26 protein-coding genes and 1 pseudogene are annotated in these 26,185 nt (G+C 51.3%); 17 read left to right on the top strand and 10 right to left on the bottom strand.

The window, feature by feature from the left end; translation table 11 throughout:
* Window positions 1-15: 15 nt before the first annotated feature.
* The 3 genes from PGL01S_RS09965 (at window position 16) to PGL01S_RS09955 (ending at window position 2,219) form a co-directional block, all read left to right on the top strand.
* Window positions 16-1,185, top strand: a complete 1,170-nt coding sequence (locus PGL01S_RS09965; protein ID WP_127494402.1) for a cytochrome P450 — start codon at window positions 16-18, stop codon at window positions 1,183-1,185.
* Between the two features lie 327 nt (window positions 1,186-1,512).
* On the top strand, window positions 1,513-1,740 hold the full coding sequence (locus PGL01S_RS09960) for a hypothetical protein (protein ID WP_127494056.1): 228 nt from the start codon (window positions 1,513-1,515) through the stop codon (window positions 1,738-1,740).
* Between the two features lie 107 nt (window positions 1,741-1,847).
* Window positions 1,848-2,219 carry a hypothetical protein gene (locus PGL01S_RS09955; RefSeq protein ID WP_174806544.1) on the top strand — a complete coding sequence of 124 codons (372 nt, stop codon included), beginning with the start codon at window positions 1,848-1,850 and terminating at the stop codon, window positions 2,217-2,219.
* 135 nt (window positions 2,220-2,354) lie between these two features.
* Here PGL01S_RS09955 and PGL01S_RS09950 read toward each other — a convergent pair whose 3' ends face one another.
* Window positions 2,355-3,332, bottom strand: coding sequence for an AraC family transcriptional regulator (locus PGL01S_RS09950; RefSeq protein ID WP_127494054.1), 978 nt, complete (start codon window positions 3,330-3,332; stop codon window positions 2,355-2,357).
* A 182-nt stretch (window positions 3,333-3,514) separates the two neighbouring features.
* Here PGL01S_RS09950 and PGL01S_RS09945 point away from each other — a divergent pair, with 182 nt between their 5' ends.
* The 5 genes and pseudogenes from PGL01S_RS09945 to pyrE all read left to right on the top strand — a co-directional run bounded on the left by PGL01S_RS09945 (window position 3,515) and on the right by pyrE (window position 6,525).
* The gene (locus PGL01S_RS09945; protein ID WP_127494052.1) at window positions 3,515-4,501 is read left to right on the top strand and encodes an aldo/keto reductase; all 987 of its coding nucleotides are present in this window, start codon (window positions 3,515-3,517) and stop codon (window positions 4,499-4,501) included.
* Window positions 4,502-4,736: 235 nt separating this feature from the next.
* Window positions 4,737-4,916 (top strand): hypothetical protein, encoded by a 180-nt coding sequence (locus PGL01S_RS09940; protein WP_127494050.1) that lies wholly within the window; start codon window positions 4,737-4,739, stop codon window positions 4,914-4,916.
* A gap of 276 nt (window positions 4,917-5,192) precedes the next feature.
* A pseudogene (locus PGL01S_RS09935) lies at window positions 5,193-5,349 on the top strand (TIGR00266 family protein); the annotation flags it as partial.
* Window positions 5,350-5,412: 63 nt separating this feature from the next.
* On the top strand, window positions 5,413-5,886 hold the full coding sequence (locus PGL01S_RS09930; RefSeq protein WP_127494048.1) for a DinB family protein: 474 nt from the start codon (window positions 5,413-5,415) through the stop codon (window positions 5,884-5,886).
* A 102-nt stretch (window positions 5,887-5,988) separates the two neighbouring features.
* On the top strand, window positions 5,989-6,525 hold the full coding sequence (gene pyrE, locus PGL01S_RS09925; protein ID WP_127494046.1) for an orotate phosphoribosyltransferase: 537 nt from the start codon (window positions 5,989-5,991) through the stop codon (window positions 6,523-6,525).
* An 84-nt stretch (window positions 6,526-6,609) separates the two neighbouring features.
* Here the strand turns inward: pyrE and mtnB are convergent, their stop codons facing one another.
* The 8 genes from mtnB to PGL01S_RS09885 form a co-directional block, all read right to left on the bottom strand.
* Window positions 6,610-7,260 carry a methylthioribulose 1-phosphate dehydratase gene (gene mtnB / locus PGL01S_RS09920; RefSeq protein ID WP_127494044.1) on the bottom strand — a complete coding sequence of 217 codons (651 nt, stop codon included), beginning with the start codon at window positions 7,258-7,260 and terminating at the stop codon, window positions 6,610-6,612.
* A 1-nt stretch (window position 7,261) separates the two neighbouring features.
* Window positions 7,262-7,930 (bottom strand): 2-hydroxy-3-keto-5-methylthiopentenyl-1-phosphate phosphatase, encoded by a 669-nt coding sequence (locus tag PGL01S_RS09915; protein ID WP_127494042.1) that lies wholly within the window; start codon window positions 7,928-7,930, stop codon window positions 7,262-7,264.
* Window positions 7,927-9,147 carry a 2,3-diketo-5-methylthiopentyl-1-phosphate enolase gene (locus PGL01S_RS09910; protein ID WP_127494040.1) on the bottom strand — a complete coding sequence of 407 codons (1,221 nt, stop codon included), beginning with the start codon at window positions 9,145-9,147 and terminating at the stop codon, window positions 7,927-7,929. The genes PGL01S_RS09915 and PGL01S_RS09910 overlap by 4 nt, the downstream gene beginning before the upstream one ends.
* The gene (gene proC, locus PGL01S_RS09905) at window positions 9,147-10,028 is read right to left on the bottom strand and encodes a pyrroline-5-carboxylate reductase (RefSeq protein ID WP_127494038.1); all 882 of its coding nucleotides are present in this window, start codon (window positions 10,026-10,028) and stop codon (window positions 9,147-9,149) included. Before proC ends, PGL01S_RS09910 begins: the two co-directional genes overlap by 1 nt.
* A gap of 33 nt (window positions 10,029-10,061) precedes the next feature.
* The gene (locus PGL01S_RS09900; RefSeq protein WP_127494036.1) at window positions 10,062-11,312 is read right to left on the bottom strand and encodes a glutamate-5-semialdehyde dehydrogenase; all 1,251 of its coding nucleotides are present in this window, start codon (window positions 11,310-11,312) and stop codon (window positions 10,062-10,064) included.
* 74 nt (window positions 11,313-11,386) lie between these two features.
* The gene (gene proB / locus PGL01S_RS09895; RefSeq protein ID WP_127494034.1) at window positions 11,387-12,493 is read right to left on the bottom strand and encodes a glutamate 5-kinase; all 1,107 of its coding nucleotides are present in this window, start codon (window positions 12,491-12,493) and stop codon (window positions 11,387-11,389) included.
* Between the two features lie 369 nt (window positions 12,494-12,862).
* Entirely contained in the window at window positions 12,863-14,053 is a 1,191-nt protein-coding gene (locus tag PGL01S_RS09890; RefSeq protein ID WP_127494032.1) for a pyridoxal phosphate-dependent aminotransferase, read from the bottom strand.
* 120 nt (window positions 14,054-14,173) lie between these two features.
* A complete protein-coding gene (locus tag PGL01S_RS09885; RefSeq protein ID WP_127494030.1) occupies window positions 14,174-14,623 on the bottom strand; it encodes a hypothetical protein in 450 nt (149 codons plus the stop codon).
* A 117-nt stretch (window positions 14,624-14,740) separates the two neighbouring features.
* Between PGL01S_RS09885 and PGL01S_RS09880 the strand changes: the two genes are divergently transcribed.
* A complete protein-coding gene (locus PGL01S_RS09880; RefSeq protein WP_127494028.1) occupies window positions 14,741-15,535 on the top strand; it encodes a carbon-nitrogen family hydrolase in 795 nt (264 codons plus the stop codon).
* A gap of 4 nt (window positions 15,536-15,539) precedes the next feature.
* Here PGL01S_RS09880 and PGL01S_RS09875 read toward each other — a convergent pair whose 3' ends face one another.
* Complete coding sequence (locus PGL01S_RS09875; RefSeq protein ID WP_127494026.1) at window positions 15,540-16,433, bottom strand: LysR family transcriptional regulator; 894 nt, start codon at window positions 16,431-16,433, stop codon at window positions 15,540-15,542.
* 167 nt (window positions 16,434-16,600) lie between these two features.
* Here PGL01S_RS09875 and leuC point away from each other — a divergent pair, with 167 nt between their 5' ends.
* The 8 genes from leuC to PGL01S_RS09835 all read left to right on the top strand — a co-directional run.
* Window positions 16,601-18,016: a 3-isopropylmalate dehydratase large subunit gene (gene leuC, locus PGL01S_RS09870; RefSeq protein WP_127494024.1), complete on the top strand. Its 1,416-nt coding sequence runs from the start codon at window positions 16,601-16,603 to the stop codon at window positions 18,014-18,016.
* Window positions 18,017-18,046: 30 nt separating this feature from the next.
* Entirely contained in the window at window positions 18,047-18,646 is a 600-nt protein-coding gene (leuD, locus tag PGL01S_RS09865) for a 3-isopropylmalate dehydratase small subunit (protein ID WP_127494022.1), read from the top strand.
* Window positions 18,647-18,808: 162 nt separating this feature from the next.
* Window positions 18,809-20,230 (top strand): N-acetylmuramoyl-L-alanine amidase family protein, encoded by a 1,422-nt coding sequence (locus PGL01S_RS09860; RefSeq protein ID WP_127494020.1) that lies wholly within the window; start codon window positions 18,809-18,811, stop codon window positions 20,228-20,230.
* A gap of 119 nt (window positions 20,231-20,349) precedes the next feature.
* The gene (locus tag PGL01S_RS09855; protein ID WP_164775434.1) at window positions 20,350-20,946 is read left to right on the top strand and encodes a GerMN domain-containing protein; all 597 of its coding nucleotides are present in this window, start codon (window positions 20,350-20,352) and stop codon (window positions 20,944-20,946) included.
* A gap of 35 nt (window positions 20,947-20,981) precedes the next feature.
* Entirely contained in the window at window positions 20,982-23,465 is a 2,484-nt protein-coding gene (locus PGL01S_RS09850) for an S-layer homology domain-containing protein (protein ID WP_127494016.1), read from the top strand.
* 174 nt (window positions 23,466-23,639) lie between these two features.
* Window positions 23,640-24,341, top strand: coding sequence for an endonuclease III (nth, locus tag PGL01S_RS09845; RefSeq protein WP_127494014.1), 702 nt, complete (start codon window positions 23,640-23,642; stop codon window positions 24,339-24,341).
* A gap of 5 nt (window positions 24,342-24,346) precedes the next feature.
* Window positions 24,347-24,616 (top strand): NAD/NADP transhydrogenase alpha subunit, encoded by a 270-nt coding sequence (locus PGL01S_RS09840; RefSeq protein ID WP_127494012.1) that lies wholly within the window; start codon window positions 24,347-24,349, stop codon window positions 24,614-24,616.
* A 3-nt stretch (window positions 24,617-24,619) separates the two neighbouring features.
* Window positions 24,620-26,185 (top strand): dynamin family protein (locus PGL01S_RS09835; RefSeq protein WP_174806542.1); only part of this gene is annotated, 1,566 nt, incomplete at its 3' end.

Below are 26,185 nucleotides of genomic sequence, written 5' to 3'. Positions count from 1 at the left end.
GAGAAATATGCAAACATGCTGATCATGCCAGAACTTAACACGATCGAGAAGCGATTGTTTCCTTTCGGCCTATTATCGGAGCTAAGACAGCAGACCCCTGTCCGGTACGATAGCGTTCGAAATTGCTGGGACGTCTTCTCATATGGAGAAGTCCAGCGCATCCTGAAGGATCCCAAAACATTTTCTTCCGTGAGAGGAGCCGCGGGAGGCCAAAATCTACTGTTCATCGATCCACCCAAGCATAAGCAGCTGCGCGATCTCGTCAATAAGGCGTTTACGCCGAAAGCGATTCAGGGGCTGGTGCCGCGTATTGAAGAGATTTCCGCGGACCTTCTGGATGGCGTAGACGGAGTGGATATGAATCTGGTGAGTGATTTCGCCACTCCGCTGCCGGTCATCGTCATCGCCGAGCTGCTCGGAACGCCAGCAGAGGACCGGGCTCATTTCAAACACTGGTCCGATATTCTCGTCGAAAGCGCTGAGGACGAGTCTGCCGAAGCATACGAGGCGATCATGCGGAAGCGTACGGAGGCGATGCAGGAGCTCGCCCAATATTTTGGGCAGCTGATTAAGGTCCGCTCTAGAATGCCGAAGGATGATCTGATCTCGGCCTTGCTCGCTGCGAAAATTGACGGGGTCCAACTGACGGAACATGAAGTGATCAGTTTTTGCGTGCTGCTACTGGCCGCCGGCAACGAAACGACGACCAATCTGATTGCGAACGGAATGCGCGTTCTGTGCGAGCAGCCCGAGCTGCAAGACGAGTTGAACCGGAGTCCAGAATTAATCCCCGGCTTCATTGAAGAGACGCTGCGGTATTACCCACCGATTATTGCGATAGGAAGGACCGCGACTATGGATGTCGAGCTCGGCTCGCACCGATTCAAAGCGGGCGACCAGATTATTGCCTGGGTGGGAGCGGCGAACCGTGACGAATCAGTCTTTGCCGCTCCCGACCGTTTCGATCCTCGCCGAATGCCAAATCCACATATGTCCTTCGGCTTCGGCATTCATTTTTGCCTGGGTGCGCCGCTCGCTCGATTGGAGGGCAAAATCGCGCTTCAAATGCTGACGAATCGGTTCGATCAGTTCCAACTGCCAGACGGAAACGACTTGGTGCCGATTCGAAGCTCGTTCGTCTTCGGCGTTAAGGAGTATCCAATTTCATTCGTACGACGATCCTGACGAATTCGTTTGTGGAATTCCTTTACGGGGCATTGAATTTAATAACTTATAGGTATGTAGGTTTCTTGAAAGAGAGAATGGTGTAATCGCATGGAAAAAGGTATACGAAAAACATTCGTTAAGCTAAAAGGGAACGAAAACTCAATGAATCATGGGGCAGTTTGCGATACGCAGCTGCTCCATTTTCATTGCGCTAACGGGAGGATAGTTTAATAATATGGCGAATACTTTTTAAATAATTTCCATTTCATATTTTCTGGTATTCTCAATTCAAAAGAAGGAAGTGTATTAATATTCGTAGATAATACATTTACTGAGTTAATTCCCATGAATAAAAGTAAAAAAAGGCCAAAGGACGGGGAAGTAACGGCTTTTGAGAAATCAATTGATTATGGATTTTTTGATGACTATGAAAATAAGGATAGATTCTATGATATTAATGGTGATTTACTATTTGTTGAACCCCAATATTCGTCTTTTGTTGGGCTAGCAAGTTATGGTGCAATAGGCAGGCGACTACACATAGTGATAAATGGTGAAAACATACTTATTTGAGCTAATGGTATCGTTAGCTAAAAAACTCAGTCGCACATAACTATCGACTGAGTTCTCTTATGTTAAATGGTGAGGTGACTAAAATTGATAACCTATAGGGTGATAAAATGAAATTGATCGGTAGTAAAACAGAACAAGATATGAGGCGTCAACTTATGTGTTCACATGACGCTTTGTTTTCTCAAGTTCCCGAAGCTATTACGAAGCTCAGGATACTACAGAATAAGTTTCCTAACCTACTCACAGCGTATAGCCTCCATTGGATACCAGAGCAAGGGGAGGACATCATAACTTACCTCATAAATACGGATACAGTGGCGATAGTCGAGACCAACCGTCATGATTTGAATATTGAGCCTATAATCGAAACAATGATGTTATCAGAATACAGGATTGGATTAACCAAGCAAGATCGCATTAAATTGGCAGTTGCACTGGAACTGGCTCAAGAAGTTTTGAGGAGCAAAGATAAGAAATGAGGTTGAACGGGAGACGATAGGCTGGCGATGGAAGCGATCCATCGCTGATTTTGCATTGCTGCAAGCACCTCCCGGATTGAAAGCCTCTATATAATAAAGTATACATATTCCAAAGATCCGTACGACGACAATACCTCAACCAATCTCCTGCGCCGTCTCTTCTCGCAGCCTTTTAATATCACTGATCGGCGGGAGACCGAACAGCCTTGCGTATTCGCGGCTGAACTGCGAGGGGCTCTCGTAGCCGACACGGTAAGCGGCATCGGCGGCATCGAGGGATTCGGCCAACAGCAGGCGGCGCGCCTCTTGAAGGCGAATCCGCTTCAGGTACTGCAGCGGGCTCAGTGCAGTCACTTCCTTGAAATGACGGTGCAGCGACGAGGGACCCATATGGGCCATTCTCGCGAGCTCGTCGATATGAAGCGGCTGGGCATAATCCAGCTTGATGCGGGCAATGACTCTGGCGATCCGACTAATGCCGCTACCTGCGAGGCCAAACTGCTTAAAGGCTTCACCTTGGCCTCCCTTCATTATACGGTAATAGATTTCGCGAACGATCAGCGGCGCCAGATGAGGAATGTCGCCAGGCGTATCAAGCAGCCGGACGAGCCGAACCGCCGCATCCAGAAGCTCGGGACTCGTCTGGTCGACGAATGCGCCCCGCTTCGCCTCCCTGCCGTCTTCCGCCTCCGGCTCCACGTCTTTCATCACTTCCAGCACCTGGGCGGGTTCCAGACCAAGCCGCATGCACAAATAAGGCGCTTCGGGAGAAGCCTGAATAAGTTGTGAGGTGACCGGCAGATCGACCGATACGACAAAATGCGAGGAGGGACCATATGTAAAGCTGTCTCCTCCCAGCATAACGACCTTCGTGCCTCTGGCGACGATGACGATTGCTGGCTCATAAACCGTATTGACCGGTAGTGTGGTTTTTGAGCTGCGGATCAAATGCAGCAATGGCACGGATGTTCCGAACATCCCGTCTCTGCCCGTATGACGCTCGATCAACCAGACCAGCTCGGCGAGCGTGTCAGCTGACTTAAGGCCACAAAAGAACGATTGCCTGTCTTGATCGTCTCCTATCAGCGGCACTGCAAGTTGTGGTTGCGGCATTTTCTTCCTCCATCGTTTATCCTCTTGGTAAGTTCATTATAACACCGATCTCCTGCACACGTCTGTTCAGTCGGAGGATTAGGCAATAACTTGATACGAATCGGTTACCTAGTAAGGCACCAATCGTTGCATAATAAAGGCGAAGATTTAACATACCTGAAATGAGAGAGGCGAATCCGAATATGAAAAGAAGAACGTTAGGCAAGAGTGGCCTTGAAGTGTCGGCGCTCGGACTCGGCTGCATGGGAATGTCCGACTTTTACAGCGGCAGGGACGACGAGGAATCCTTGCGCACGATCGACCGCGCATTGGAGCTAGGCATCAATCTGCTGGATACCGCGGATATGTATGGCGTCGGCAAAAATGAAGAATTGGTCGGCAAAGCACTCAAGGGACGCCGCGACAAGGTAGTAGTGGCGACCAAGTTTGGCAACGTGCGTAGCGAGGACGGCAAATACCTAGGTATCAACGGCCGTCCCGAATACGTCAAGGCCGCCTGCGAAGCAAGCCTGCGTCGTCTCGGCGTCGAATATATTGATCTGTACTATCAGCACAGAGTCGATCCGAACACGCCGATCGAAGAGACGATCGGCGCAATGGCCGAGTTGGTACGCGAAGGCAAGGTGCGATACCTTGGTATGTCCGAGGCGGCTCCGGCTACCATTCGTCGTGCGGCAGCCGTGCATCCGATCGCCGCGCTGCAGACGGAGTATTCGCTGTGGAGTCGCGACGTCGAAGACGACATCTTGGCTGTATGTCGGGAGCTAGGCATCGGCTTCGTGCCGTACAGCCCGCTTGGCCGCGGATTTCTGACCGGACAGATTCGCAAGTTCGAGGATCTGGCGGAGGATGATTACCGCCGATTCTCCCCTCGCTTCCAAGGAGAAAACTTCCAGCTCAATCTGGATCTCGTCGAACGAGTCTCCGAGCTGGCCGCCGAAAAGGGCTGTGAGCCGTCACAGCTAGCGCTTGCCTGGTTGCTGGAGCAGGGAGACGATATCGTGCCAATCCCTGGTACAAAGCGAATCAAATACCTGGAGGAGAATGTAGGCTCGCTTGCAGTCGAGTTAACAGAAGCAGACTTGGTGCGCATCGACGAAGCGGCTCCGCGAGGAACGACCTTTGGCTTGCGTTATCCCGAAGCTGCGATGAGTGGCCTCAACCTGTAAGGTTGATTTTCACCATCTAATCTCATACGTTAAAGGCAGCCGATCTTTGAGATCGGCTGCTTTCGTGGTAGGGAAATTTATCTTTAGTCAACAAAACAGGGCAAATGACAATAACTTGATAAAGATAGTGACCTGATCCTTAAATCCTTCATGAACTCTAGTTAACCAATCTTGAAATTACGATCACATGTTCGTTATAATATAGCTATAATGATGGTTTAGTTGGAGGAGACATATGTTTCAATCTTCAATGAAACTTGATGAAGTACGAGCAATAGGTAAAGAAAGAGCTATTGAGCAGTTGAAATTTCTGGTTGTGCAGCAAATTAGAGCAGCTGGCGAAGAGGAAATGAATTATAGACGATCAATCTCTGAGACTGAACAGGACCTAATAGTAGCTGCTATACTAAAGTAATTGAATTAAACGGTCGGTAGTCCGAAGGGACTTTCCGGCCCTTTAATTTATTGTTGGGTGACAGGAGCATCAAAAAAGGTATTCGGATGTAGTATAAGTTATTATTATTGTTAAATTTGTAGCATAGTATGTAAGTGAATGCTCTGCAAAGTGGCTGCCACAACAAAAGTAGAGTGTCCAAAATTCATGGACATTTCTGGGAATTGCATATACACTTTATAGTGGCTGGGCTTTTGAAGGCAACGGTCTCGCTTTTATGCATGCGGGTGGACGATCGGAGAGGGACTATTCTTCGCAACGCTGGAAGGACCGGGCACCGTTTAGCCTTGCCGTTCAGAGGCTGGCGAGCCGCGTATTCGCCGGATTCGGGACGGGAGGCAAGGAAGAAGGATGCGCGGCAGGCGCTATCTTCAATATGCTGAAAGGCGACTAGCAGCCTATTCAACTACACTCCGTCCCGGATGGGATGGAGTTTTTTTGGCGGAGGTAATCGATAATGGACTATGATTTTAATCGAATGTGGTTGATCAGGAAGTTCGAGGAGATACAGAAGCGAACTTTGAAAGCGCTTAATCAGCTGGATGATAGGCAGGTCAATTGGAGTCCGGGACCTAACAGCCATTCCATAGCGACGTTAATCAGGCATATGGAAGGCAATATGCTTGAACGAGTAAATAAAGGGATTCTCCATCAGGATATCGTAAGAGATCGCAATGCGGAGTTAAAGCCGACGTTCGCGACGAGCGAAGAGCTGTCAAGGAGCATACGGCAGCGCCTACAATTTGTGATAGATACTATTTCCTCCTTATCGGATGAGCAGCTGGAACGAACGCAGCAGGTCCGCGGCAAGGAACGCACAAATGCCGATATGCTGCATCAATGCGCCGCGCATTATTCGGAGCATATGGGCCAGATATTTTATATCGCCAAGCAATTATTGAAGGAAGATTATCAATCGACGTCGATTTAAAAAACTCTCTAAAGCCGCATAGACAATTCCTTTAAGATTTGCTAAACTTTCAAACGGCGTATGTTTAGGGTAATTCACTTTTAAGGAAGAAGGGGACTGTAGATGAACAAAACAGAGCTTGCAAGAGAAATTATGCAAACGTCACGACTGACGGGAGAATTCAAGCTTCGCTCAGGTAAAACCTCGAATCATTATTTCGATAAATACTTGTTCGAATCGAATCCCGTGCTTCTGGCTGCGATCGCAGAACAGCTTGCACCCCTTGTTCCGGAAGGAACGGAAGTTTTAGCCGGACTTGAAATGGGCGGTATTCCGATTGCCACCGCGCTTTCCCTCAAAACGGGCATTCCGGTCGTCTTCGTCCGCAAGAGAGCGAAGGAATACGGAACAAGCAAATTGGCCGAAGGAATCGATATTACGGGCAAAAAAGTCTGCATTATCGAGGATGTCATTACTACGGGCGGACAGGTGCTCTTAAGCGCAGCAGACCTTCTGAACCACGATGCGGAGCTGAAAGAGGTGCTTTGCGTCATCGAGAATGAAAAGGCTGGCAGAGCCAATCTCGAGGAAGCCGAATTCGAAGTGCGCTCCTTGTTCAAGATGGAGGAATTACTGGCCGCAGTTGAAGAAATCGTATAAGAAACCCGCATTTATTAATTCCATAGTAGTAATAAAAAAAAGCTGGTCAATCTCGTAGTACGCGAGTTGACCAGCTTTTTCGGTTCATTTACGGCCGTTCAGCATTTCCCAGCGGTACACGTATTCGAACAGGAACTCAAACGCTTCGATATGGCGCTTTGCTTCAAAGGCGTTCGCACCCCATGCGTAAATGCCGTGCTTGCGGAGAATAATCCCCGGAATCCGCTTGTCGAGCCGCTCCGTCACTTCCGGTACGATGCGAGGAATTTCAGCGAAGTTGGAGACGATCGGAATGTCGATATGTGCTTCCTCTTCCCAGATGTTGAGGCCCTTGATCAGTTCTACCCCATCTACAGGCACGGCTCTGCGTTCCCAGAACCATTCGGACATAACGGCGCTGTACACGGAGTGAACGTGGAAAATAGCGCCTGCGCCCGTTAAACGGTAGATCTCATTATGGATAAGCGTTTCGGCAGACGGCTTTAGGCTTGTTGCTTCGCAAGCTTTGCCATCCTTGTCGACAAACAAGTAATCCTCCGGCGTATGTACCGTTTTATCCTTGCCGCTTGCCGTAATGGCGAAGTAGAATTCGTCAGGGTTGAAATCCCCTACGCGAACCGAGAGATTGCCGCTTGTTCCGGCAAACCAGCCGCGGGAGGCGAACAGTTCTTTAACGCTGCGCAGTTCGGCGAGCGCCTGCTGCTTTTGTTCCAGCTTAATATCGGTAAAAGCCATGTTAAACGATCCTTTCTTTTTTCAGTTCATGCACAATGTCATGGAAGGTAGTAAATTCGGTATGCGGGAGGCCAAGCTCCTTGCATTTATCCGTCAAATGATGGCGGGAGAAGACCGTATCGGCCAGCTTGGCGCCTTCAAAGTCGGTTACGCTGTCGCCGATAATAATCCGCTCGTATTCGCTTGCCGGGAAACGACGCATGATCGTTGTTTTGCACATGCCGCAGTCATTGGTGCAATGCTCGTCGCAGGGATGCGGCCAGGTGATTTCGATCTGCTCGCCGCTGAAGTCGCTGCCGTTGCAGTAGATATGATTCTCCGGAATGCCAAACCGGGCAAGCACCGGATACACGAAGAAGTCGATGCCGCCGCTGGTCACGTAGAACTCGATCTGCTCGTCCTTGCAATATTGGAGCAGCTCGGCAAAGCCGTCACGGATTTGCACGTTGTTGATGCCATACTCCACAACTTCCTTTTGAATGGAAGTCGGGAGGAGGCGGAACATCTGGCCAACGCCGTCGCGGATCGAAATTTTCTGGGAAAGAACCGCGTTTGCAATGTCTTCCCATCCCGGCGGATTAAAATGCTTGATGATAGCTACAATGTTATCGTTGACGGTGATGGTTCCGTCAAAGTCGCAGAAGATGATGCGTTTCTTGGCTGTTGTCATTCCTTAATCCCCCATGCGTCAATAGCCGCTTGAAGTGGCTCATTACCCGGCTGCGCCGCTGCTTCGCGAAGCGGTACGCCGTTCATAGCTGCCGTGATCGCGCTGCGGAAAGCTTTGCCGCCTGCCGCCGTGCCCATTGGATGGCCGTGGATGCCGCCGCCGGCATTAACGACCACGTCCGTGCCAAAGTCGCGCAAAATAAGCGGAACGAGTCCGGGATGGATACCGGCGGACGGTACCGGGAAGCTGGTCCGGAGCGTATCCGAAGGCGCGAGAAGCGCGTCTTTTACCGCCAGGTTCTCTTCCTTCGGCATCACAACTGAACCGTAAGGGGAAGGGAAGAGAACAAGATCCGCGCCTGCCAGACGCATCAGCTTGCCAAGCAGGACGGAAGCGCTGATTCCGTAATGCGGCGATGGATAAAAGGCGCCTGCCATTGCCGGATGCGCAGCGATCGGCACATTAATCTCAGGATCCTTGCTCAGCTCGTGCAGCACGTCGTAGCCGTACGACAATACGTTGAACAGCAATGCGTTTGCACCAGCCGCGATAGCTTTGCGCGCTTGGCTTGCGAGCTGCGAGGTAGGGCCTGTCAGGTTAACCGCGTACAACAACTTTTGACCGGTTTCCTGCTGGGCTTTGCGGGCTGCCTCCATGCAAACCTCCACGCGCTTTTCCAGAGGCGTAAGCGGGTTCTCGAACAGGATCTCGTCATCCTTGATAAGGTCGACGCCGCCAAGCGCCTGCTTATAGAACTGCTCCTGAAGGTTCGGAAGATCATGTCCAACAACGGATTTAAAGATACTCATCAGGAGCGGGCGATCGTGAACGCCAAGAAGCTGACGCACGCCTTCCAGGCCGTATTTGGGACCAGGGAAGGCGGATTGGAACTGCTCCGAGACATCCAGATCAATGAGCTTGATTTTGCCGTCCATGGACAGCTTGCCGAAGATCGTCACGAGCAGGGCAGGAATATCGCGGCTGAAGTTGATGTCCGGGTACGCAATGCGGATATCCGCGAAACGCTCGCTGCCCGCCTGTTCATGGACTTCTACGGACAATACCTTGCCAAGATGCTTCTCCATCTCGGCTTTGCGAGCTTCAGGGAGCTCCGTCCAGCTTCCAACCGTTAAGCCAACGGCGATGGACAAAGCTTTTTTATCGAAATCCGCTTTCTCGTCAAAGCAGCGGTAAGTAGCGACACACATTTGATTCATTAGGACAACGTGCTCCTTTCAATATCCGATCCGATTTCGCCTGCGCGTTCAGCCGAACGCAGCATGCCGCGAACGACGGCTTCCGTTAACCCGCTAGCAGCCATGGATTCGATCGCAGCCTGCGTCGTACCGTTGGGGGAGGTGACCTTGCGGCGGAGCTCAGCAGGCTCTTCGCCGGTTGTTCTGACCATCTCGGCAGCGCCAAGAACGGTCTGAACGATCAGCTCCTTCGCTTGGTCGGCAGGGAGGCCAAGCTTCTCCGCGGCTTGCATCATGGCTTCCATGAAGAAGTATACATATGCCGGGCCGCTGCCCGACACGCCAACGATCGAATCCTGCAGCGATTCCTCGACAACCGCATTAATGCCGATCGAAGCGAACATCGTTTCCGCAAGCTTGCGCTGTTCTTCCGTTACGCTGCCCGAGTAGCTGATACCCGTTACTCCCAGGCCGATTGTGCTCGAAGTATTGGGCATCGTGCGTACGATGGCGGCGGACCTGCCCAGCACGCGTTCGATGGAAGAGATCGACAGACCGGCGATAACCGAGACGATCAGCTGATTCTCCGAGAGGAGATGTTTGATGGACGAAATCGCGCTGACGGCATCCTTAGGCTTCATCGCCAGGAAAATAATATCCGCATCCTGAATAAATTGCTCGTTCGTAGAGCCGTTTAATACCGTCCGAATACCATACTTCTCGCTCAGCTCGTTCAAACGGTCAGCGTTCTGACGGTTCAGCATCGAGATTTGCTCCGGCTTTGTCAGCTTTTGATTAATAAGTCCGCGTACGATAGCTTCCGCCATCGACCCCGCGCCGTAGAAGCTGATTTTCAAAGCTTCAATGTCTATCCCGGCATTTGTTTGTTCCATTGATAACATTTCGTTCACCCTCCAAGCTTGTTTTCCTCTATCTTAACCGCGGATTTGACCGTTGCCGTAAACCCGGAATTTTGTTGATGTTAGAGCCGGCAGACCCATTGGTCCGCGTGCATGCAGCTTTTGCGTGCTGATTCCGATCTCCGCTCCAAAGCCGAATTCGAAGCCGTCCGTGAAGCGGGTAGAAGCGTTATGATAAACCGCTGCCGCGTCAACCTCGTTCAGGAAGCGCTCGGCATGTCCGGCATTCTCCGTTACGATGCATTCCGAATGCTTCGTGCTGTATTTGCGAATGTGATCAAGCGCCTCGTCTAAGTTTGCTACAATACGAATATTTAAAACATAATCGTTATATTCCGTAGCAAAATCCTGTTCAGTGGCAAGCTTGGCTTGCGTTATGTTTTCCGTCGTTTGTTTATCGCCGCGCAGCTCGACGTTTGCCGCAAGGAAGCGGTCAGCGATTTGCTCAAGATGTTTCTCTGCAAATGCTTCGTGCAGAATCAGGGTTTCCATCGAATTGCAGACGGAAGGACGCTGAACCTTCGCGTTGAAGGCGATTCGTTCCGCCATGTCGTAATCCGCGCTCTCATCGACGAACGTATGGCAGATGCCGGCACCCGTCTCGATAACCGGCACGGTCGCGTTTTCGACTACATTACGGATCAGGGCTGCGCCGCCGCGCGGGATGACAACATCGAGCAATCCGTTTAATTTAAGCATCTCGTTAACGGAAGCGCGGTCCGAATCTTCAATCAGCTGAATCGCATCCTCAGGCAAAGCGGTTGAAGCCAGCGCTTCCCTAAGCACCTCAACGATGCGGCGGTTCGAGTCCAGAGCGGCGGAGCCTCCGCGAAGCACAACGCAGTTGCCGGTTTTGAGGCAAAGGCCTACAGCGTCAACGGTAACGTTAGGACGCGCTTCGTAGATCATGCCGATAACCCCAAGCGGCACGCGCGTTTTCTCTACGCGAAGACCGTTAGGACGGTCGAATTGCTCAAGCAGCTCTCCCACCGGATCCGGAAGCTCCACAACTTGGCGAAGACCTTCGGCAATGTCCGCAACGCGGCTTTCGTTCAAGGCGAGACGGTCCAGCAGGGAAGGGCTTGTGCCGTTTTCCCGGCCTCGTTCCAGATCTTTTTTATTGGCTTCGATAATAGAAGCCTGATTCTCGATAAGGGCATCGGCCATCGCCGTAAGAGCGGTGTTTTTCTGCTCGGTCGTCATTTTGTTCATAATGCTGGCAGCGGCCTGAGCAAGCGTTGCTTTTTGTCTAACTTCACTAACCATCTCGATTCCTCCTAAAATGAATTGCGAAGCAATCCATGCTTCGAAAGCATAAACTTAATGAAATGCTACATCCCCTATCGCAGGGAAACCCACTCGTCGCGGTGAATGACTTCGATTCGGTTAACATCCACCCGGCGTTTTACTTCTTCGGTACTGAGACCGGCTACGGCTTGAACCTGCCAGGCTTCGTAATTTACGACGCCGCGGCCAATCGTGTCTCCAGTCAGGTTTGTTACCTCTACAACATCCCCCGAATGAAAATCGCCTTGAATCTCGCGAATGCCGGCTGGCAGCAAGCTTTTGCCGCGTACAAGCAGGGCATGCTCGGCACCGTCGTCAACGATAATGCGTCCATGGGGGTTGGAGTGGAAGCCCAGCCATTGCTTCTTCATGGGCAGACTATGTAACCGGGTATCGAAATAAGTGCCTTTGCCCGTACCGTTAACGGCTAATTGCAGATCACCAGCCTGTTGAACTTTTCCGATAAAAGCTCTGACGCCGCCGCGCATGGAAATTCGCGCAGCCTCGATCTTGGAGCGCATGCCCCCGGTACCGACCGCAGAGCCAGCTCCTCCAGCCAGCTGCATAATTTCCTCCGAGATTTGATCCACCCGTTCGATCTTGACGGCCTCCGGATTTTTTCGCGGATCCTCCGTATACAGGCCGTCCATATCGGTTATCATGACCAGGCTGCTTGCTTTCGTCATCGCCGCAACCAGCGCGGACAATTTGTCGTTATCGCCAAACTTCAGCTCAAGCTCGTCGGTAGCCACCGTGTCGTTTTCATTAATGATAGGTATGATGCGGAGGCGAAGCAATTCCTCTATCGTTTTAAGCGCATTCTGAATCCGTTTGCGGTTGGAGAAGTCTGCCCGGGTCAGCAGGATTTGGGCCACCCCAATGCCGAACTCTCCGAAAGCTTCCTGATAAGCCTGCATGAGCAGCGCCTGGCCAACCGCGGCAGCTGCCTGCTTCTCGTGTACCGCTTTTGGCCGCGCTGCGTAACCGATCTGGCGGAAGCCCGCAGCGACCGCGCCGGAGGTTACCAGTATAAGAGGGCAGCCTTGCTTGTGCAAAGCGGCGAGTTCAGAAGCAAAATAGGTGATACGTTCGCGGTTTAAGCCGCCTTCTTCCGAGGTTAAGGAGCTGCTACCGATTTTGACAACAATTCTCTCCGACATCTTCTCATCCCATTTCCTGACAAAATAAAAAGACCTTCGTCCATAAAGGACGAAAGTCTATAGCTTCCGCGGTACCACCTTTGTTGACCGAATGGCAAATACGCGCAATCAGGTCCATCTCAAGCCTCATAACAGGAGGCACTGTCCGGCTCTCGCCGGCCGCTCGGGGGTTGGATTCAGCAAGGAACCGAGGCAAATCTTGCAGCCTGACGAATTTGCTCTCTGGGCACGGCCGCCCTCGCTTACTAGTCCCGTCATCACGTTACATGTTCAGTTAATGCTAGCATATCATGATCATTCCTTACTGTAAAGCAAGGCAAACGCCATAAAACAGCCGTCAGACCGGGATTTGCCGGTCTGACGGACAGATTAAAAGATGCCTAGCTTGCCTATCCGCTCGATGGCTTCAACGAGCCGTTCCTCGCTGGTCAAAAGGCCCAGGCGCACGTAACCTTCGCCATGCGTGCCGAAACCGTTGCCCGGCGCGACAACAACGTCGGCTTGCTCAAGGACTAGGTCGGCGAAGGATTCCGACGTGTAGCCCTCGGGTACCGGAAGCCAGCAGAAGAAGGAGCCGCCGGGACGGTCAGCTTTCCAGCCGATTTTCGCAAGTGCGCCGAATACCGCTTCGCGGCGGCTTTCGTAACGGGCAGTCAGCTCGGTTACGCAATCCTGCGGACCCGTAAGGGCGAGCGCGGCCGCTTCCTGAATGCCGCCAAACAGGCTGCAGTAGTAATGATCCTGGATGAGATTGATCAGGGAGACGATCTGGGCATTGCCGATGGCAAAGCCAACCCGCCAGCCAGCCATGTTGTATGTTTTGGAAAGCGTATAGAACTCTACGCCAACTTCCTTGGCGCCGGGCGTTTGAAGGAAGCTGACCGGTTTTTTGCCGTCAAAGCCGATGGCGCCGTAAGCAAAGTCGCTTGCAACTACGACTCCCGTGCGGCGTGCAAAGGCAACCGTCTGCTCATAAAAGGCGGAATCCGCAACGGCGCCGGTCGGATTGTTCGGATAATTAATGAACATCAGCTTGGCGCGTTTCAAAGCTTCCTGATCAATAGCGCTATAATCAGGCAAGAAACGGTTAGCCGCCGTCAGCGGCATAAAGCTCATCTCCGCACCGGAAAGCGCAACGCCCGACCAGTAGTCCGGATAACCTGGATCCGGAACAAGACATACGTCACCCGGATTAAGCAGGCACTGGCTGATTTCAACGAGACCCGTTTTGCCTCCGAACAAAATGGCAACCTCGGTAGCAGGATCCACCTCAACGCCATAATCCTCTTTATAGCGTGTGGCTACCGCTTCCTTCAGGAATGAATAGCCGCTGAAAGGCGGGTAACGGTGGTACATCGGATTAGCCGACGCTTCCTGCATTTTTGCTACGATATGGGGAGGGGTAGGCTGGTCCGGATTGCCTTGCCCCAGATTGATCACATCCCGGCCTTTGGCGGCTTGGGCATTCGCTTTGCCGACAAGCTTGGCGAAAAATTGCGTTGGCAGCGCCGTCATGCGGTCTGCCGGTTTGATTACATGCTCACTCACTCGAGTTTCCATTTGCTCACACTCCACCATCAATGCTCTCTAATCGCCTTAACGACATTAGCTTAAATGTAGCATGTAAAAACCGTTTATGTCGAGTAAATTAGTCGGCATGGAGCGTGCAATTAGACAGTTTTATTCCGCAGGAATCCCGATTTTCTTAATAAACGGTTTAATGTCCTCTTTGAAGAGCAGCAGGTAAGGTCTGCGCTGTTCATCGAATACGAGAAGGAGCGGAGGCTTGCCATCGCAATAAAACAAGAACACATCGTCGGCCAGCAGCTTGGTGCCGTTGACGGAAATCGTAACGGGCTTCTCTAGCGGCACGCGGTAAACGTAATTGCAGCTGTCGTCATTCGTAAGCTGAGGGGCAAGTCCCGTAATGGATGAGATCCATTTATTCGCAAATTCCTGGTACTCCTTGTCGTTTGGCGTGGTAAGCACGACTTTGCCGGCTTTCACGTCAAATACCTGAACGGGTTTAAAAGGCTGATCCTCCGGTGCTGCCGCAAAGGCGGAGGCAGAGGCGAACGTCAGCATGACGCATAAGGCGAGCAGCAGGGCTGCTAATCGTTTTTGGCGCATTTTATATCTCTCCTTGTCCGGGAATGAATAACTCTTCTCCATTAATCTGTCCATCTTGACACAGAACCATGAGAAGGTATCATTAGGGAAAAGTAATCGATGAAAGGAACAAGGCCTATGACACAGCTATTGCGTATTGCGCTTTTGCAAATGAATATAGAGGTAGGACAGCCCGAAGCGAATTTCGCCAAGCTGTCCGCCATGCTCGAGGAGGCTGCTTCCCAGCCTAACATACCGGATGTCATCGTCTTTCCGGAGATGTGGAACACAGGTTATGCCTTAACCGAAATTACGGAGCTCGCTGACCCGCATGGTGAACGCACGAAAGCTTACCTGACGGAATTCAGCCGCAAGCACGGCATTCATATCATTGCCGGATCGATCGCGGAAGGGCGCGAAGACGGCGTGTACAACACGATCTATGCTTTTGACCGGGAAGGAAATCAGATCGGGGATTATTCGAAAATTCATTTGTTCCGCTTAATGGATGAGGAGAAATACCTGGCAGCGGGCGATAAGCTTGGCAAGCTTGAGATTGAGGGCGCGGGAGCGGGAATGATGATCTGCTATGACATCCGGTTCCCGGAGCTGGCCAGAAAGCTTGCGCTGGATGGAGCGAAGCTGCTCTTCGTGCCGGCTGAATGGCCGCATCCGAGGCTTCATCACTGGCGCACGCTTCTGACGGCCCGCGCGATCGAAAACCAAATGTTCGTTATTGCCTGCAACCGCGTAGGCATTAGCGGAGAGACGCATTTCTTCGGGCATTCGATGATTCTTGATCCTTGGGGCGAGACCATCGCGGAAGCCGGGGAAGAAGAGACGATTGTTTACGCCGAGATCGATTTATCTCTCGTGGATGCCGTACGCGGTAAAATTCCGGTATTCGAGGACCGCAGACCTTCCTTATATTAAGGAGCTATTTGTACGGACTGATCGTTTTGTTCATCGTTTCAATAAACGCCACGGCCGCTTTGGACAAATACCGTCCTTTGCGGCTGGCGATTATCAAGGTGCGGGAAGGACGGTCCTTTAGCGATAAATAAACGGGTACGAAATCGCCGCCCGCGGCCCGGGTCAGCATTTTCGGGACAAACGTGATGCCCATGCCGCCCGCAATCAGCGATTGCACCGTCTCAATGTTGCTGCTCTCAAACACGATGTTAGGAGTAAATCCAGCCTGCTGGCACAGATGCACCAGAATCTGGCGGAAGCCTTGGCCTTTCTTCAAGCCGATGAAATGCTCGTCCCGCAGCTCCTCGATCGAAATCTCGTCGGTGCGTCCGGCCAGGCGATGGCTGGGCGGTACGGCCAGGCAGATTTCCTCCTCCATTAGCGGTTCCCATTCCAGCGTCTGATCGACGAGAGGAAGAGTAAGCAGGCTTAAATCCGTTCCCCCGTTAGCCGTAAGCTGCTCCAGCTTGACGGTTGTGTCTTCTACTAATATGACCTCGATCTGCGGATACAGTTCCCCGAACACCGGCAGAACAAGCGGCAGTATATGCGATCCCGTAATAGGCAGCGTTCCTACGACAAGACGGCCTCGCTTCATCTGCGCCATATCGTCCATCTCTTGCTTTAGCTGCTCGATGGCATCCAGAATCGACTGGGATTTATCCACGAATACCTGGCCGGCCTGCGTCAGCTCAACCGAATTCGTCGTGCGGCGGAAAAGCAGGACGCCTAGCTCTTGTTCCAGCTTGGACAGCTGCTGGCTGAGCGAAGGCTGCGCGATATGCAGCTTCTCGGCAGCGCGCGAAAAATTTTTCTCGATTGCGATTTGAATGACGTATTGAAGTTGTCTAAGTTCCATTCCAGCATTCCCCTTATAGTCCAAATGAGAATAGTTATCGATCTTTTATAGTTATTGCCTATAATCATTATAGATATTATATCTTTGTTGAATCAAGCAGGAGATGCTATGCTAGTAACATCTAATAGAGCAAAGCGATTATTCGCTTGAACGATGGGGTGAACATAATGACGAAAAGAACACTGTTTGAGAAAATCTGGGATAAGCACGTCATTCATCAAGAAGAGGGCAAACCAAGCATCATTTACATCGACCTTCATCTGGTGCACGAGGTAACTTCGCCGCAAGCATTCGAAGGACTCCGTTTGTCGAACCGCAAAGTTCGCCGTCCTGACCTGACATTCGCGACAATGGACCACAACGTTCCTACCAAGGACCGCTTCAATATTAAAGACCCGATCTCCAAACAACAAATCGATACGCTGACGCAAAACTGCGCGGACTTCGGCGTAAAACTGTTCGACCTGAACAACCTCGACCAAGGCGTCGTGCACGTTATGGGTCCTGAGATCGGCCTGACTTACCCGGGCAAAACAATCGTCTGCGGCGACAGCCACACTTCGACGCACGGCGCGTTTGGCGCTCTTGCGTTCGGTATCGGTACTTCCGAGGTTGAGCACGTTATGGCGACGCAATGTTTGCAGCAAGCAAAACCTAAAACCATGGAAGTTCGCTTCAACGGTTCCCGCAAACCGGGCGTTACCGCGAAGGACTTGATCCTTGGCGTTATCGCGAAATACGGCACGGACTTCGCTACCGGTTACGTTATCGAGTACACAGGCGAAGCTATCCGCTCCCTGACTATGGAAGAGCGCATGACGGTCTGCAACATGTCGATCGAAGGCGGCGCGCGCGCCGGTCTGATCGCACCGGACCAAACTACGTTCGACTACCTGAAAGGCCGCGAGTACGCTCCTGCGAACTACGACGAAGCCGTGGAAGACTGGAAGCAGCTTACAACAGACGAAGGCGCGACTTACGATACAGTGGTTGAATTCGATGTTGATTCTCTGATCCCGCAAGTAACTTGGGGCACTAGCCCGGGCATGGGTACGGACATCACTTCTTCCGTTCCGTTCCCGAAAGATCTGCCAACGGAAAACGAGCGCAAAGCAGCGGAAAAAGCGCTTGAATATATGGACCTGAAACCGGGTACGCCAATGTCCGAAATCGAGATCGACTATGTCTTTATCGGTTCCTGCACAAACGGCCGTATCGAAGACCTTCGCGCTGCGGCTGAAATCGCGCGCGGCTACAAAGTAAGCGAGAAAGTAACGGCTATCGTCGTTCCGGGCTCCGGACGCGTTAAGCTGCAAGCTGAAAAAGAAGGTCTCGACAAAGTATTTACGGAAGCTGGTTTCGAATGGCGCGAAGCAGGCTGCTCGATGTGCCTTGCGATGAACCCTGACGTATTGCAGCCTGGACAACGCTGCGCATCGACATCCAACCGTAACTTCGAAGGCCGTCAAGGCCGCGGCGGACGTACACATCTCGTATCGCCTGCAATGGCTGTAGCAGCTGCAATCAATGGCCGCTTTACGGACGTGCGCGACTGGAAAATCAAATCCGAAGTGTTGAACTAATTGAACGTGTGAGAGAGGGGTATTACCGACATGGAAGCTTTTAAACAACTTACGGGCATCGTTGCCCCGGTCGACCGCGTGAATGTCGACACGGACGCTATCATTCCTAAACAATTCCTGAAACGCATCGAGCGCAGCGGCTTTGGCCAATTCCTGTTCTTCGAATGGCGCTTCCACGAAAACGGCGAGGTAAACGCTGATTTCGAACCAAACAAACCGCGCTATCAAGGCGCTTCCGTTCTGATCTCCCGCGCTAACTTTGGCTGCGGCTCCTCCCGCGAGCATGCTCCTTGGGCGATTCTGGACTACGGCTTCAAAGTTGTTATCGCACCTTCGTATGCGGACATTTTCTACAATAACTGCTTCAAGAACGGCATTCTGCCAATCAAGCTGAGCGAAGAGCAAGTCGAAGACCTGTTCCAACGCACGGCGAAGCATGAGGGCTACAAGCTGTCGGTTGATCTCGAGAACAAAAAGCTGACTGACGAGTACGGTCTTGATCTTTCCTTCGATCTTGACGAGCACCGCCGCCAGTTCCTGCTTCTTGGTCTAGACGATATCGGCCTGACACTGCAGCATGAAGACGAAATCACAGCTTACGAACAAAAGCGTCCTGCCTATTTGGGTTAATAGATAGACTAAGAAAAGGGGGCAGCTCTTCGGACAAAGAAGAGTTGTCCTCTTTTTTCCTCTGCACGCAACTTTTTCTGACAAATTGCGTCTATTTAATCGTCTAGCAAAGTCGAATGATCTCACATTCGATGCAGGCAATTTCAGTCATCGAGGTGGAAAATGAAGAAGAAGTTTGTACCTATTTTGTTGTTTATGGCGGTTCTGTTTACTTTGTTCACTGGAGTGGGACAAGCTGCAACAACGCCAGTCGTCCCGAAGCTTTATCTGAACGACCAATTGCTGAAGCCTTATGATGATCCACAGATCGTCAACGATTTTACCCTCGTCCCGATCAGGGTCGTGTCCGAGAACATGGGCTATGAGGTAAATTGGGCGGCAGCTACAAAGACAGTCACCATACATAACGATCAGAACGTAATTGTACTTACCATTGACAACAACATCGCACTCGTTAACAACACAAAGGTGCAAATGGACATGTCTGCCAAGCTGCAGAAGGGCAGAACAACGATGATTCCAATCCGTTTCGTAAGCGAACAGCTTGGATTAACGGTGAAATGGGATCAAGCGTCGCAGTCCGTCTATTTGTACAAAGCAGCGGACCCTGAAGAACCTTCGACTACGCCGGATCCCGGTCAGACAGGTTCGATCACTTCGATTCAATACGACAGCAGCTTCGGCATTATCATCAATTACGATGGTAAAGTAACGGCCAATAAACCGTTTAAGCTCGATAGTCCCAAGCGCATCGTAATCGATTTCCCGAACGCGACTTATTCGGACAATTTGTCGTCGCAATTCATGGGTGCGGAAACACGCATTCCCGTAGCGGATAATCCGTACATCTCCATGTTCCGTTACTCGGTATTTTCTACGAATCCGGCTACTGCTAGACTAGTGCTTGATTTGAATACGGACAAAGATGCGGATGCCGTGGTTCAAGATAACGGAGCCGGGGTAATAACCATTGGTCTTACGGATCCGGTGACAACTCCTCCGGTTGATACCACAACCCCTCCGGTAACAACGGATCCGGGTACGAAAGTATACAACGTTGTAATCGATGCCGGTCACGGCGGAACCGACCCAGGCGCCCAAAGCATTAACGGCCGCTGGGAGAAGGAAGTAAACCTTGCTATTTCTCTTAAAGTCAAAGCTTTGCTGGACAAAGAAAAAAATATTAAGCCGCTGCTTAGCAGACCGGAAGATAAATTCGTAACGCTTGCAGACCGCGTAACTTTCGCCAAGAACAACAAAGCGGATATTTTTATTTCGATTCATGCAAACAGCAATCCTACATCGAGCGTATCCGGAACCGAAACTTACTATACGCGTGACAACAGTAAAGCGCTTGCGAATGTGATCCACAAGCATCTCGTGAAGGCTACCGGTCTTAAGGACCGCGGCGTGAAATACGGAAACCTGCATGTAACGAGAGAAACAACGATGCCTGCCATTTTGCTCGAGACCGGATTTTTGTCCAATAAAGGCGACTCCGATATCCTGTACAGCGATGCTGCGCAAAATAAAATGGCATCAGAAATCGTAGCTGGAATTAAGGAGTACCTGAAACTTTCCTAGATTCTAAGAATTTAATCTTTTGACTTAGATATAAGGGCTTAGAATTCACCGGAATGAGACAAGCTTGCCGTCCAAGAACGGGAAAGCAGTTTCACCTTGAGAAAGCGAGGAATTCGATCGTGCGCAAACCGGCATTCATCCTATTATTATTAGCCGTTATTCTTACCGCAGCCGCATGCGGAAACACAAACAAACCTCTCGGGCAGTCCGGAAATGAGGTAAGCGGCAATGCACCTTCTCCAAGCCCAACGATAGAAGCGCCTGCAACTACGGAGGAAGCGGCGACTCCCGATCCATCCGTAGAACCGACCGTACAGGCTGAACAAGAAACTTCCGTTAAGATCTATTATTCGGATACGGAGCTCGAGAAGATGGTATCTAAGGATATTCAAGTGAAGTCGGGCTCCAATGAAGACCTGATCAAGCAGGCCTTGGCTGCTTTGCAGCAGGATGGACCCGAAGGCACGGTGAATTTGTGGAAGCCTATTCCAATCAAATCCGTGACGCTTAAGGACAAAGCGGTAACTATCGACATTGAGCTGCCGGATACCGCCCGTCTTGGCGCACCGGGAGAGCAAATGCTGCTGGATTCCCTGGGTCAGACCTTGTTCCAGTTTGATTTTGTGCAATCTTACGATCTTCTGGTTGACGGTAAAGCGCTGGAGAGCCTGATGGGTCACTTTGATCTGGACCATCCAACGGTTCGTCATTCCTAGAATCAAACAAATGAATTGAGGAGGATTATTCAACCATGCCAAAGCATTCATCCCGTTCCAAACTTATTGCCGGCGCCTTAGCGTTCTCCTTGCTTGCCGGTGGCACCTCCATTGCAATTCCGGCTCCATCCGCGTTTGCGGCCGTATCGAACAGCATGTTTGTTGACACGATCCCCGCATGGGCGCAGAAGCATGTTTCCAAGCTGGCGCTTCAAGGCATTATCAACGGTTATAAAACATCCAGCGGCACCACGGAATTCCGCCCTCTGAAAAGCGTCTCCCAAGAAGAAGCGGTCGTTATGGCTCTTCGTTTCGCCGGACTTGAGGGCGAAGTAGATCCGGACGGTATCGTCGCGTATCCGGATTCCTTCAAGGTAAGCAGCTATGCCAAGCCTTACATTATCGTAGCTTTCAAGAATGGTCTTCTTGACCAGAATGATGAGTACGCCAATGCGGCTGCCAACCCGAAAGCAGCATGGGGCACAACGCCGGCGACTCGCGAATGGGTAACGAAGCTGATGGTGAAAGCCATTGACAAGAAACAATTAGCGGATGATCTGAGCAAGACCGCTTCCACGTTCGCCGACGGCAATCAGATTACGGCAAAATATTTGGGCTACGTTAACGCGGCCGTATCGCTTGACCTGGTAAAAGGCGTATCCGCGACGAAGTTCGATCCGAAAGCTCCGGTTAACCGTGCGAGCCTTGCCACTTTGTTCAGCCGGGCAGAGAAGCAATATAAGGTGCCTTATGCCGGACAAGTAAGCGGCATTGTTACCGCTCAAACCGCTACATCGATCACGCTGTACAACGAAGGGAAAGAAACAACCTACACGCTGGATTCCAATACTTTGTACTATGCGGCAGACAGCGATAACGCCATTGCGGCGGGGGATATCAAGCTGTATACGGACGTTACACTGATTGGCAACTCCGGCAAAGCGCTGTACGTGGAAACGCAAGGCACGGAGCAGCATGTCAAAACGACAATCGCCAAGCTGGACCGCATCAATACGACGGACCGTTACTTCTACGCATGGGTGAACGACGAGCCTGTGAAGTTCACGTATAGCAGCGCGGTTACCGTAAAAGACAGCACCGGCAAAACGCTTCAAATCTCCGATCTGAAGCGCGATACGAATCTGACGATCGTACAGGATACTTTCCGTACGGCTCCTCAGGTTGTATCCATTACGGCAGAAACGCAGACTGGCGCTAATACCGTAACCGGACAATTCTATTCCGCAGGCAGCGGCCTGATTAACTATCTGGTAGACGGCACTCTGCAGTCCAAGTTCCTGGCCGATAACGTAGTTGTCGTGATCAACGGCATCGATTCGCCCACGGTTAGCGACTTGCTTAAAGACGTTGATAATATCAAGCTGACATTGAATGATAATCAGCAAGTGACGCGCATTGAGGTGGTAAACCGGAATGTCTCGACGATAGAGTCCGCTACGGTTGTCAATTACAGCGGCGATAATAAGCTGCTTACGGTATTCGATCCTGCGACTTCGAACGCCAATGCTTTGTTCCTGACGGATTCCACCAAGATTGATTACAGCGGATCGTCTATCACGGTAAGCCAGGCCAGATCTTATCTGGTTGCGAACCGCAAAGTGAAAATTACGTATTCCGGCAAAAACATTATCTCGCTCAGCTTTATTTACAAACAAACCGGCAGCTTAGTGTCGGTAAATACAACGGATAAATTATTGTCCGTTAAACTCGATTCGGGCGAAAAGGTATCCATTCCTTACGTGTCGCCGCTTCTCCAAATTCCCGGCGTATCCGTGCCTACAATCGGAAGCCTGCAGGCAGGGGATACCGTAACCGTACTGCTGGATGCCAATCAGGAGAAAGCGGCTACGATTCAGGTTCATAAAACCTTGCAGTACCAGGTTGTGTCCGCAAATGCGTCGACGAAGCTAGTTACGGTGAAAGCGGCGGATAATTCGCAGAAAGACATTTCGCTGGTTAATGTTCCGATCACGGACGAGAACGGAAATGCCTTGACGGTGGGCGCTTTGACAAGCGGCACGATCATTAATGTCCCTTACATCGGCAGCAACATCCAGTCGGTGAAGACGATTACGATGAAATACGGCACCGTTTCCTCCGTTGCGGCAAGCAGCTTGACCGTTACCGAATCTAACGGCACATCGTCAACGGTGGCGTTCTCGAAAGGCATTAAAGTCATCAAAGGCACTCAGACAACCTATTCGTCCTCCGCGATAGCCGCGGGAGATATCATTCAAGTCTACAAGGACGAGAACGAGCAGACGATTGTTACGGTAGCAGTCGGCGACAAGCGTACCTTCTGGAAGTACGATGCTCCTAACGCAACCCTGTGGACTTACAAAAATACTTCAGAGGATAACGCCAACTTTGCGTATATTACTTCGAACACAAAAATCCTGTATAACAATGCGTCCATCCAAGTGAGCGCATTAAAAGACGGGGATACGATTACGGTATATGCCTTCAATAATACGGCTCTCAAAATCGTAAAATCGTAGGCTTTTGTTAAAAATTAACGGGATTTCATGAAGACCTCGGCCTAAATTCTTATATTTTGTGAAAATACCGTCCAAAAGGGCGGTTTTTTCTTTATTTAGGGCTGAATAAGGTTGCTTCTCGTGACAAATTTCGCTACACTTTGAACGATAGTGTTTGGGATTAGGAGAGAGACGATGAATGCGAAGCAGAAGATGCGACATATATTGGATACGTTGGCGGAGATGTTCCCGGATGCACATTGTGAATTGCATCACAGCAACCCGTTCGAACTGACCATAGCCGTCCTGCTGTCGGCGCAATGTACGGATGAGACGGTGAACAAAGTCACGGTCAATCTGTTTCAGAAATACAAACGGCCGGAGGATTATTTGGCTGTGCCGCTGGAAGAGCTGGAGCAGGATATTCGCCGTATCGGATTATTCCGCAGTAAGGCATCTAATATTCAAAAGCTATGCCGCATCCTAATCGATAAATACGAAGGGGAAGTTCCCGAGAGGCATGAGCAGCTGACGGAGCTGCCCGGCGTTGGGCGAAAGACAGCCAATGTGGTTGTCTCGAACGCGTTTGGCGTTCCCGCAATCGCCGTAGATACGCATGTGGAGCGGGTATCGAAACGGCTTGGCGTGGCTAAGCTGGATGATACCGTGCTGGAAGTCGAAAAGAAGCTGATGAAGCTTGTGCCCCGCGAGGAATGGACGCTCACCCATCACCGGCTAATTTTTTTCGGCCGCTATCATTGCAAAGCACAAAACCCGCAATGTCCGATATGCCCGCTGCTGGATATGTGCAAGGAAGGCAAACAGCGTATGAAGCCGGGTGGACAAACGAAAACTAAAATTAAGGCAACTAAACCGAAAAAAGCCAGTGAAGGATGATGAAGATGAAATGCATTTCCGTGTATACAAACAATTTTGAACTGTTCTCCGATATTTTTGAGCAGGTTCTCGAAGCACCTCCGCAAGAAAACGAGGATATTCTGGTAGAAGGCGTCACCGTAAGCGGCTCCGGCGATGTACCGGATCAGTACATCGAGCGTATGCGCCAAAAGCCTGAAGTCGTTGTTATGAAGGAAAAAGAACGCAACATTATGATTTTGCAGCACGGCAACGTGTTTGAAATCTGCCTGCCTGCGGAAGAGGAAGCTGTATAGACCATGATGGAAACGACAGTACGAAGCATGACAGAAGCACTGTCCCATGCCGCTGCGGAAATGCAGTCGGCGGGCGACAGTCTACACGCAAAGCAAGTACTGGAGTTGAACAGTAAGCTGGCCGAAGGCCGGCTTACTGTTGCATTTTGCGGACATTTTTCAGCCGGCAAATCAACTCTGGTCAACCGATTATGCGGAGCACAACTGCTTCCGTCCAGCCCGATCCCTACAAGCGCAAACGTTGTGGCCATTCGCGGCGGCGAGACGGCAAAGGCAAGCGTCGTTAGCTTGAAGAACGGAGAGCGCGTCAGCGTGGATATTCCGCTCGAGGAGCTGGATGCGTATTGCAAAGACGGCGAGAACATTGAATCCGTATCGATCTATTATCCTACCGATCGCCTTGGCGATCATACGGTTCTTCTCGATACTCCTGGTATCGATTCCACGGATGACGCTCACAGAATGTCGACCGAATCCGCCCTTCATTTGGCGGATGTCGTCTTTTATGTAATGGATTATAACCATGTCCAATCCGAGATTAACTTTGCGTTCGCGAAGCAATTGAAGGACTGGGGCAAGCCCTTATACTTTATCGTAAATCAGATTGATAAGCACCGTGACCGTGAATTGTCGTTCGAGCAGTACCGGAAGAGTGTGGAAGAAGCGTTTCAAGCTTGGCATCTGGAGCCGGCGGGAATCGTTTATTTGTCGTTGCGGCAGCCGGATCATCCCCATCAGGAATGGGAGCAGCTAGAGCTTTTGCTGTCCCAGCTGGCAGAGGAAAGAGTGCCTCTTGCGGCTTACAGCGTAGACGCTTCGCTGCATCATCTGGTGGCCGAGCACAAGAAATGGTGGGATCTGCGGGATGAGCCGGAGCGCGAACGCCTAATAGCGGAAGCAGGCGGCGAGGAAGCGGCAGCCAAGGTGAGGGCTGAGATGGCTCAGCTTGAAGCCGAGAAGAACAGGCTTGCGGAAGAGCCGGAGCACCTGCGCGTTGAGCTCCGCCGCAGCGTTCAGTCGCTTCTGGATAACGCGATCATTACACCGGCGCCATTGCGGGACAAAGCGCATGTCTTCCTGGAAAGCCGGAAGCCAGGCTTCAAGACGGGCCTGCTGTTTGCCGGGGCGAAAACGGCAGCCGAGCAGGAACGCAGACTGGAGACGTTCCGGACCGAATTTGCTTCCCAGGTGAATGCGGCCATTGATTGGCATGTGAAGGACTTGCTTCGCCGTGCGGCGGAGAAGGCCGGTTATCCGGCTGACCGGATGGAGCAGGAGCTGATCTCCGGCTTGTCTTGGCAGCCTGAGCCGAACTGGCTTATCGAGAAAGTAAATACCGGAGCTACCTTCGGCAATGAATATACGATGGTTTACAGCCGCGAGCTGGCTGCGGAAGTGAAGCTCATCTACCGCAAGCACGCGTTCGATATCATCGACGTGCTTGCGCAGCATGTTGCCGCCGCGAGCACAGCCGCAGCGGATGAGGTTGCCGCGCAGCTAGCGGCGCTTGGCGAGCAGGCCGGCGCGCTCGCGCAGCTCGCGGCGCTGACGCAGCGCGCTGCCGCGCAT

This window comes from Paenibacillus glycanilyticus NBRC 16618, from assembly GCF_004000805.1.
Taxonomy (GTDB): domain Bacteria; phylum Bacillota; class Bacilli; order Paenibacillales; family Paenibacillaceae; genus Pristimantibacillus; species Pristimantibacillus glycanilyticus.
Note: the sequence above shows the minus strand (reverse complement) of the source record. Positions and strands in the feature narration are given on the sequence as shown.

Coding starts and splice junctions, on each gene's coding strand:
- PGL01S_RS09965 (WP_127494402.1), top strand. CDS start 16: ATGCTGATCATGCCAGAACTTAACACGATCGAGAAGCGATTGTTTCCT.
- PGL01S_RS09960 (WP_127494056.1), top strand. CDS start 1,513: ATGAATAAAAGTAAAAAAAGGCCAAAGGACGGGGAAGTAACGGCTTTT.
- PGL01S_RS09955 (WP_174806544.1), top strand. CDS start 1,848: ATGAAATTGATCGGTAGTAAAACAGAACAAGATATGAGGCGTCAACTT.
- PGL01S_RS09950 (WP_127494054.1), bottom strand. CDS start 3,332: ATGCCGCAACCACAACTTGCAGTGCCGCTGATAGGAGACGATCAAGAC.
- PGL01S_RS09945 (WP_127494052.1), top strand. CDS start 3,515: ATGAAAAGAAGAACGTTAGGCAAGAGTGGCCTTGAAGTGTCGGCGCTC.
- PGL01S_RS09940 (WP_127494050.1), top strand. CDS start 4,737: ATGTTTCAATCTTCAATGAAACTTGATGAAGTACGAGCAATAGGTAAA.
- PGL01S_RS09930 (WP_127494048.1), top strand. CDS start 5,413: ATGGACTATGATTTTAATCGAATGTGGTTGATCAGGAAGTTCGAGGAG.
- pyrE (WP_127494046.1), top strand. CDS start 5,989: ATGAACAAAACAGAGCTTGCAAGAGAAATTATGCAAACGTCACGACTG.
- mtnB (WP_127494044.1), bottom strand. CDS start 7,260: ATGGCTTTTACCGATATTAAGCTGGAACAAAAGCAGCAGGCGCTCGCC.
- PGL01S_RS09915 (WP_127494042.1), bottom strand. CDS start 7,930: ATGACAACAGCCAAGAAACGCATCATCTTCTGCGACTTTGACGGAACC.
- PGL01S_RS09910 (WP_127494040.1), bottom strand. CDS start 9,147: ATGAATCAAATGTGTGTCGCTACTTACCGCTGCTTTGACGAGAAAGCG.
- proC (WP_127494038.1), bottom strand. CDS start 10,028: ATGTTATCAATGGAACAAACAAATGCCGGGATAGACATTGAAGCTTTG.
- PGL01S_RS09900 (WP_127494036.1), bottom strand. CDS start 11,312: ATGGTTAGTGAAGTTAGACAAAAAGCAACGCTTGCTCAGGCCGCTGCC.
- proB (WP_127494034.1), bottom strand. CDS start 12,493: ATGTCGGAGAGAATTGTTGTCAAAATCGGTAGCAGCTCCTTAACCTCG.
- PGL01S_RS09890 (WP_127494032.1), bottom strand. CDS start 14,053: ATGGAAACTCGAGTGAGTGAGCATGTAATCAAACCGGCAGACCGCATG.
- PGL01S_RS09885 (WP_127494030.1), bottom strand. CDS start 14,623: ATGCGCCAAAAACGATTAGCAGCCCTGCTGCTCGCCTTATGCGTCATG.
- PGL01S_RS09880 (WP_127494028.1), top strand. CDS start 14,741: ATGACACAGCTATTGCGTATTGCGCTTTTGCAAATGAATATAGAGGTA.
- PGL01S_RS09875 (WP_127494026.1), bottom strand. CDS start 16,433: ATGGAACTTAGACAACTTCAATACGTCATTCAAATCGCAATCGAGAAA.
- leuC (WP_127494024.1), top strand. CDS start 16,601: ATGACGAAAAGAACACTGTTTGAGAAAATCTGGGATAAGCACGTCATT.
- leuD (WP_127494022.1), top strand. CDS start 18,047: ATGGAAGCTTTTAAACAACTTACGGGCATCGTTGCCCCGGTCGACCGC.
- PGL01S_RS09860 (WP_127494020.1), top strand. CDS start 18,809: ATGAAGAAGAAGTTTGTACCTATTTTGTTGTTTATGGCGGTTCTGTTT.
- PGL01S_RS09850 (WP_127494016.1), top strand. CDS start 20,982: ATGCCAAAGCATTCATCCCGTTCCAAACTTATTGCCGGCGCCTTAGCG.
- nth (WP_127494014.1), top strand. CDS start 23,640: ATGAATGCGAAGCAGAAGATGCGACATATATTGGATACGTTGGCGGAG.
- PGL01S_RS09840 (WP_127494012.1), top strand. CDS start 24,347: ATGAAATGCATTTCCGTGTATACAAACAATTTTGAACTGTTCTCCGAT.